At 49.2% G+C, this 7479-nt stretch carries 5 protein-coding genes and 1 pseudogene; 5 read left to right on the forward strand and 1 reads right to left on the reverse strand.

Features of this window, described 5'->3' with window-relative positions; all coding sequences use genetic code 11:
* Window positions 1-3: 3 nt before the first annotated feature.
* From RDP42_RS09770 to RDP42_RS09785, 4 genes are all read left to right on the forward strand, one after another.
* Window positions 4-2517, forward strand: coding sequence for a TonB-dependent receptor domain-containing protein (locus RDP42_RS09770; protein ID WP_308763526.1), 2514 nt, complete (start codon window positions 4-6; stop codon window positions 2515-2517).
* Between the two features lie 23 nt (window positions 2518-2540).
* On the forward strand, window positions 2541-3509 hold the full coding sequence (locus RDP42_RS09775; protein WP_308763527.1) for a sterol desaturase family protein: 969 nt from the start codon (window positions 2541-2543) through the stop codon (window positions 3507-3509).
* A 168-nt stretch (window positions 3510-3677) separates the two neighbouring features.
* A complete protein-coding gene (locus RDP42_RS09780; protein ID WP_308763528.1) occupies window positions 3678-4664 on the forward strand; it encodes a hypothetical protein in 987 nt (328 codons plus the stop codon).
* Window positions 4657-5871 carry an acyloxyacyl hydrolase gene (locus RDP42_RS09785; RefSeq protein ID WP_374046972.1) on the forward strand — a complete coding sequence of 405 codons (1215 nt, stop codon included), beginning with the start codon at window positions 4657-4659 and terminating at the stop codon, window positions 5869-5871. The genes RDP42_RS09780 and RDP42_RS09785 overlap by 8 nt, the downstream gene beginning before the upstream one ends.
* Before the next feature lie 24 nt (window positions 5872-5895).
* Here the strand turns inward: RDP42_RS09785 and tpx are convergent, their stop codons facing one another.
* Entirely contained in the window at window positions 5896-6501 is a 606-nt protein-coding gene (gene tpx / locus RDP42_RS09790) for a thiol peroxidase (RefSeq protein WP_308763529.1), read from the reverse strand.
* A 665-nt stretch (window positions 6502-7166) separates the two neighbouring features.
* Here tpx and RDP42_RS09795 point away from each other — a divergent pair.
* A pseudogene (locus RDP42_RS09795) lies at window positions 7167-7479 on the forward strand (hypothetical protein); the annotation flags it as partial.

Consider the following 7479-nt stretch of genomic DNA (forward strand, 5'->3'; position numbering starts at 1 on the left):
CAAATGAAAAAGATTTTATTGTGTGTCATTTTATGCGGTGGAAGCATCGGGTGGGCAGTGCCGGGATTTTCTCAGTCGCTGCTGCATCTCTACGGCGATATCCAGTGGGAAGAAAAGCAGGTGAAAGGACCTGTTTGTCTGGAAATCTTCGGACTGGCGGGTAATCAGTCGGTACAGGTGCAGACCAATGAAAAAGGAACCGGGTATGCGCTTACCGTGAAACGTCCTGATTACACCTTCCTGTCCCTGATGTTCCGTCGCTGCAGACAGCCCGACAAGGTGGCTTACGTCAACGTGCAGCTGACGGAGAGTGATTCCGTGCGGTGCGACCTGTCGTTCCGCCCGCAGGAATATATGTTAGGTGAAGTACAGGTGAAGGGCAGTTCTTCCCGCAAGGAACAGGGACAGCGCTTTATGCGCGATGTGGAGGAAGCCATGATTTTCGCCGGCAAGAAAAGCAACGTGACTCTGACGGAAAATATGCTGTTCAACAAGGCGGCCAATAATACCCGTCAGTTGTTCCGGAACGTGCCCGGCATCACGATTCAGGAAGGAAGCGAGGGCGGGCTGCAACTGAACATCGGTACCCGGGGACTGAACCCCAACCGTTCTTCCAATTTCAATATGCGGCAGAACGGCTACGACATCAGTGCCGACCCTTTGGGCTATCCGGAAAGTTATTACACCCCCAATGCCAATGACATCAAGGAGGTGCAGGTGTTTCGTGGGGCTTCGGCCTTGCAGTACGGTTCACAGTTTGGGGGAATGGTGAACTTCAAACTTTCGGAGCCTCCGGCCGACAAGAAAGTGGAGGTACGGCAGCACGTGTCGTATGGCAGTTACGGCTTCCTGAGTTCCTATACCCGACTGTCGGGTACACTGGGCAAATTCGCCTACTACCTGTCGGGGACGGTCAAGAAGGGAAACGGGTGTCGTCCCAATGCCGACTTCAAAGGATACAGCGTGTTAGGTCAGTTCTTCTACCGGCCCAGTACCTATGAACTTTACAAGCTGGATGTGCTGAAATACCATTATCTGGAACACCAGCCCGGCGGACTGACCGACAAGATGTTTGCAGAGAATCCCTACCAAAGCAACCGGGAACGCAACTGGTTCATGGTGGACTGGAACATTCTGTCGTTCAAGTACCGGAAAACCTTTGAGGAGAGTGGGGATGAGGTGAATTTCCATGCGGTCGGTTTGTATGCCCGTCGCTTTACGGTGGGATACCATACCAAGCGGGTGGGTTCGCCCGACCCACAGAATGTGGAGCGGGATTTGCAGCGCGGCATCTTTGTCAACTGGAGCCTGGAGGCCCGTTACTTGAAGCGTTTCCGTCTTCTACGGTCGGAAGTGAAATCCTCGTGGGTGGTCGGCATGAAATATTATCAGGGACGGAATACGGGGGAACAGGCTCCGGGCAGCCGGGGAAAAGGCCCCGATTTCACGCCGGTGGAGCGGACCACGGATTTGTCGGACATGAACGGCAGGGTAGGTCTGCATTCTTTCTACCGCTATCCCAACCTGAATCTGGCTTGCTTCAGTGAGGCTTCCCTCCGTCTGGGAGAGAAGTGGACCGTGGTGCCGGGTTTGCGTTTCGAGATTATCCGTACCGGAATCTTGGGTGAGTTGTCACACTACCGTGTGGCCTACACCGACGGGACACCCCAACTGCAGAACGATGTGCTGAAAGATCGGGTGCATAAGAACCGGACCATCCTCCTGGCCGGAATTGCGGCTTCGTGCAAGTTGCCCCGAGCCGAGTTTTATGCCAACGCCACCCGGAATTACCGGGCCATTACGTTCAATGACATGCGTACCGTATCGCCCGGACTGGCCGTCAATCCCGACTTGAAGGATGAGTCGGGCTACTCCAGCGATGTGGGAGTCCGTTCCCGAGGGAAGAGTTTGCTCAGTTATGATGTCAGTGCTTTTTTCCTCTACTACGGTAACCGCATCGGAGAATACTATCGGGAGAATCCGGAGATGAAGGGCACCTACCACCGTTACCGCGACAATGTGGGGAACGGTATCAGTTATGGGGTGGAAAGTACCTGTTCTGTCGATTTGTCTTCCTTTGCCCGGGTGATTCACGAAGACTTGAAGCCGGAAGTCTATGCCAGTGTGGCTGTGACCGGCTCCCGTTACCTGGGGCAGTCCCGGAAGCAGATAGAGTTTGTGCCGTTGTATAACCTGAAAGGAGGACTTAATTTGAGTTTCCGGCGCTTCTCGGCAGCCGTGCAGGTGAGCGGTACCTCTTTCCAGTACACCGACGCTTCCAATGAACCGATGGACCCTAACGACGGAGTGTACGGTATCTATGGAGCCATTCCCGGTTTCTGTGTGGTCGATGCGAGTGTCAGCTACCAGGCCACACGTTATGCGGGGCTGGTACTCTCTTTGCAGAACATCGGGAACGAGATTTATATGACCCGCAGGGCTACAGGCTATCCGGGGCCGGGCATCATTCCCTCGGCTCCGTTCAACATGATGCTGACCCTAGAATTACATTTATAAAATCAACGCAGAAAATGAATTGGATGGAATTATTTAAAGAAGCAGTCTGGTTGCCAGTGGCGTATTTGTTCGACCCTGCACGGAGAGTCTTCATCGGCTATCTTCTGATGTCCGGACTGATAGGGCTCTGCCTTTTGTATTTTGTACATGGAAAATCGTTTGTGGAAAGCTGGAGGGAATTGTTTGCTAAGCGTAACTGGTGGAGCAGTTCTGCCCGTACGGACTATGGTCTGTTCTTCATCGGTTTGTGTTTCAAGGCGGTATGCATCGTACCTTACCTGTCGGTGGGATCCATGCTGGCCTACGCGATGTCCATGCAGCTGACCGATTGGCTGGGACCTCGTCCAGACGCTTCTTCCAGTCTGTGGGTGGCATTCTGCTATCCCGTGATTTTGTTTCTCGTGAAAGACTTTTTTGTCTTTGTCACCCATTACTACCTGCACCGCAACCGCTATCTGTGGGAGTTTCACAAGGTGCATCATTCGGCCACGGTCATGAATCCGTTTACGCTCTATCGTATGCATCCCGTGGAAATCCTGTTGCAGAACTTACAAGGTATGGCGGCTTTTGTGCTGGTGACCGGCCTTTTCTTCTACTTCAACAATCACTTGGTGGCCCGGGCCACAATCTGGGGCGTCAATTCGTTCAGTTTTCTGTTCTTCATGGCTGGGGCTAATCTCCGCCATTCCTCTGTGCCGTTGAGCTATCCGCGGTGGCTGGAAGTAGTGTTGATGAGTCCTTATCAGCACCAGATTCATCACAGTGATGAAGCCCGGTTCTGTCATAGCAACTTCGGTTCCCGCCTGGCTATTTGGGATTATTGGTGCCACACGTGGGTACGTTCCGTCGATTGTCCGGAAAAAGACCTGCACTTCGGTCTGCCGGGTCGGGGACTTCATGCTTCGAATACCATAGCCGGAAATTTGCTTTCTCCTTTCAAGGGATGTGTCAGCGTTTTCCGGAATGTAGGCTGCCGGAAACCACGCAGGTAGTAAGGCAAAAGCCGTCTGGAGGTCCGTCATGGCAAAAGATTGTTTCATGACGGGCTTTTTTTGTGGAAATCCATTTGTCATATCAAAAAAAGTTCTAATTTTACACGGCCAAGGTCGGCGGTTTGTTTGCCGATCGGACGATCACGTTTGAACGTAAAGCGCACAGGTATGATGAAAAGCACATTCCGTATGCTGCAATGCAGTATCCTAAGTTTGATGTCGGTGTTTGCCGGATGCAACAGCGAGGTCTTTATTGATGAATTTTTGACGGATGTTCCAACCGTTTCTCTATCGGAGACAGAAAACGAGGTTACGGTTCGTTTTGATACCGACAATTGGAGCATTATAGATATAAATTATTTGCGGTCGGATGTGTCCGTGTTTGCCACCGACCTGGAAGGGGAAAACGGAAAATCGCTTCCGTTTGAAGAAGGCGAAACCGGTATTGTGCATTGCCGAAATACCTTTCTGGATTTTCAGGTGGAAAAAAGGAACGGTCGCGAGTTGCATCTGATTGCCGGAGAAAATCTTTATGACAGGCCGTTTGAGGCCGCAATCAGGGTAGGTAACCGTTACGAAGAAAAGATGATTCAAGTTTCTTTTGCACCGACCAGGAAATATCAGGTAGACAGTGTAGCATACGACTGGAGTCAGTTCTCTTTTTATGACAATATGTTGGAGCCGGTAGACGAAATGGTAGTGAATACTTTGAACAGTACCCAGCCCGTGACAGTGTGTTTTTATCCCTACCGCAATTCAGCCCGTACAGTAGAATTTTCCATGTTGGGTAGCAGTGGAAATATAGGGAGAGAGGATGTACAGCAATTGTTGGAAGATTCTCTTTCTCAGGTTGAGATTCCGGATGTGGTGAATGGCGTGCCGGGATTATATGGCACGAAGGTGTCTTTCTGTGTTCAGGAGCAAAGGCTGGATGCGGGGCTGGACAAAAACCTGGGGGTGGAAAAGAAACTGGGACCCGGCAAGAAAGTACGCTTGGAAGTCTTTACCGAAATGAAGATGTATAATATACCTTATAAGGTTTATCTCTCCAATTCGTTTACCGGAAAGAAAATGATATTTTCCGGGACGCTTTTCAGTTCAACTCCATTCGATTATTTGATAGTACCTTTTGACATTACCAATGAAGATGAATAGATTCATAGTCAGGATGTACGTAGGTGCAGTCTTGTGCACTTGCGCCCTGTCGTTGTATGCAGGCGGCCGTGACAGCCTTTCCCATAAGATGGTGCATGCGGTAGGCTTTGACCTGAAGCCGGCCTATGTGTTCCCCACCCATGAGTTTTTTGCCGGGAACAATGCGGCTTTTGCGCCCATCCGGAAAAACCTGTCGGTCAACCTGAAATACGGATTCAAGTTTGCCCCCGATACCTATTTCGGCCGGATGTATCCTCATGCCGTGCAAGGTATCGGAGTGGGGTACCACTCGTTTTTCAATTCGGCCGAGCTGGGAAATCCCTGGTCTGTTTATGTGTTCCAGACTTCCCGTATTGCGAGTATCACTCCCCGTTTGTCTTTTGATTATGAATGGAACTTCGGAGCCTCTTTCGGCTGGAAAAAGTTTGATATCGAATCGAATTTCTACAACCGGGTGGTCGGTTCCAAGGTGAACGCTTATCTGCATCTGGGATTTCTGTTGAACTGGCAGCTGGATGCACAGACCAGTCTGCGGGCCGGGGTTGTCGCTTCCCATTTTTCAAACGGGAATACGGGCTATCCCAATGCGGGTGTGAATATGGTAGGAGCCACTATTGGCATTACCCGTTATTTTGGAGGGAGTGAAAAAGCGGCATCTGCCTACACCTTCCGACGTCCGGCTTTCAAACCCTATCTCAGTTATGATTTGATTGTGTATGGTTCCACCCGGAAGAAAGGTGTGTTTCTGGAAGACGGCACTCCCATTCTTGTGCCCGGCTCCTTTGGTATTCTAGGATTGAATTTTACGCCGATGTATAATTTCAGCCGCTATTTCCGTGCCGGAATATCGTTGGATGCCCAGTATGATGAGAGTGCGAATATTTCCCAGCATATCGCCAACAGTGCGACACCTCCCGATGCAGAGACCATCAAGTTTTATCGCCCTCCGTTCCGGGAACAGTTTGCCGTCGGACTTTCGTTGCGTGCTGAAATTGTGATGCCCATTTTCTCCATCAATCTGGGAGTCGGACGAAACCTCATCTGTCAGGGAGCCGACACCGACGCCTTTTATCAGGTATTGGCCTTGAAGACGGATATCACCAAGAACCTCTTCCTGCATGTGGGCTACCAGCTGCATGATTTCAAGGACCCCAACAACCTGATGTTAGGAGTGGGATTCCGTTTCAATGCCAAAGGAAGGGAATAGCGTATCCCTTCACTTTGGGGCGGATTATTGCACGGCTTTCAATGCGGCTTCATAATCAGGCTCATTGGAGATGTTCTTCACCAGCTGCGTGTAGCATACCTTCCCATTTTCATCCACCACGATGACCGTCCGTGCCATCAGTCCTTCCAGCGGACCATCAGCTAATTGCAGACCGTAGTTCGTGACAAAATCCCGGCTGCGGAACACCGACAACGGCACCACGTTGTCGAGTCCTTCGGTAGAACAGAAACGTGATTGCGCGAAAGGCAGGTCCATGGAAAGGCATAAAACCACGGTATTTTCCAGTCCTGCCGCCTTGGCATTAAACTGCCGGACAGATAGCGCACATGTCGGCGTGTCCAAGCTGGGGAAAATATTCAGAATCACTTTCTTCCCTTTGTAGTCCGACAAACTGACCTCTTCCATTTTCGCATTGACCGCCCGGAAGTCGGGGGCTGTTTTCCCCACTTTGACCATCGGTCCGGAAGTGTGTGCTTCTACTCCCCGGCAGATAACGGTTTCTCCTTTTTGCTGAGGCTGGTGGCTGGCAGATGTGCTGGCTGTCACATTCAGCGACAGGCAGAGCAGGCACGCCGCCGTCATTCCTAAGATTCTACTGATTTTCTTCATATCAAAAAACAATTAAGGGTTAGGGCGCTAAAGATACGGAGATTTTTCGATTCTCCAAATGGAATGGGAAGTCTTTCCAAGTTTTCAGGCGTATCGTGTATCGGATGTTGAGGTGATGACAATCACTTGAATTTGAGGAAAATCTCTTTGAACAGACAACCACCTGTCAAGGTATTTTTTACGTTTTCCTTACGGGAAACGTACGTTTTGCGGCAAGGAAACCTACGTTTCCGCCAGGAAAGACGTACGTTTCTGGACAGAGAAACGTAAAAAACGATAAGGCACTTTGCTCAAAATGTGGGCGCATTGCAGGGAACAAATAGGGGCGTTTGGTGTGATTGTCTGCGGAAAATCTGAATCTGCGCTGCGATTTTGGGCGTGTATGGGTGAGATAAGAAAAAATAATCCTTCCTTTTAAATTAATTAACTGTTTGTTTATGTAGTTGTTACGGTAACTTCGTAGATTTGCGAAAAGTTCGTAGAAGACATGGATCGATATGGAAAAGCTAACTTATCAGGAGAAGAGACTATGCGTTTCATCTGGCATTTTGGACCGTATTTCGTGCAAGAAATCGTGGCCCGTTATGACGAGCTGAATTCTTTGTTCATAAGCCTTCAATTTTTATTATAAATTACTGAACGTATAATATTTAGGAGATATTTATATGAAAAGTTTTGTGTCATTTTTATCAATAGTATTGTTTAGTTGCAATACTATCTTTGCTCAGTCAAATAGTGATGGTTCTTTTGCATTGAAGAAAGAGAATGGTCATTATTATTTTGAAACCCTAATTAATGAAAAAGCTCCGGCTAAAATGATGTTGGAATCCGGCATTTTTGTCATGGTGATGGATTCCATTTATGCATTTGAAAATAACGAAGCCATCAATCTTGATTATACTCGGACACAGGGAAATGAGAACATGAATCTCGGTGGAAAAGTCTATGATATCACCCACAAGGCAAAAGGAAAGATCC

This window comes from uncultured Bacteroides sp. (assembly GCF_902472605.1).
GTDB lineage: Bacteria > Bacteroidota > Bacteroidia > Bacteroidales > Bacteroidaceae > Phocaeicola.

Bases quoted from the DNA above. Each gene is read 5' to 3' on its own strand.
- RDP42_RS09785 (WP_374046972.1), top strand. From the start codon at position 4,657: ATGAATAGATTCATAGTCAGGATGTACGTAGGTGCAGTCTTGTGCACT.
- RDP42_RS09775 (WP_308763527.1), top strand. From the start codon at position 2,541: ATGGAATTATTTAAAGAAGCAGTCTGGTTGCCAGTGGCGTATTTGTTC.
- tpx (WP_308763529.1), bottom strand. From the start codon at position 6,501: ATGAAGAAAATCAGTAGAATCTTAGGAATGACGGCGGCGTGCCTGCTC.
- RDP42_RS09780 (WP_308763528.1), top strand. From the start codon at position 3,678: ATGATGAAAAGCACATTCCGTATGCTGCAATGCAGTATCCTAAGTTTG.
- RDP42_RS09770 (WP_308763526.1), top strand. From the start codon at position 4: ATGAAAAAGATTTTATTGTGTGTCATTTTATGCGGTGGAAGCATCGGG.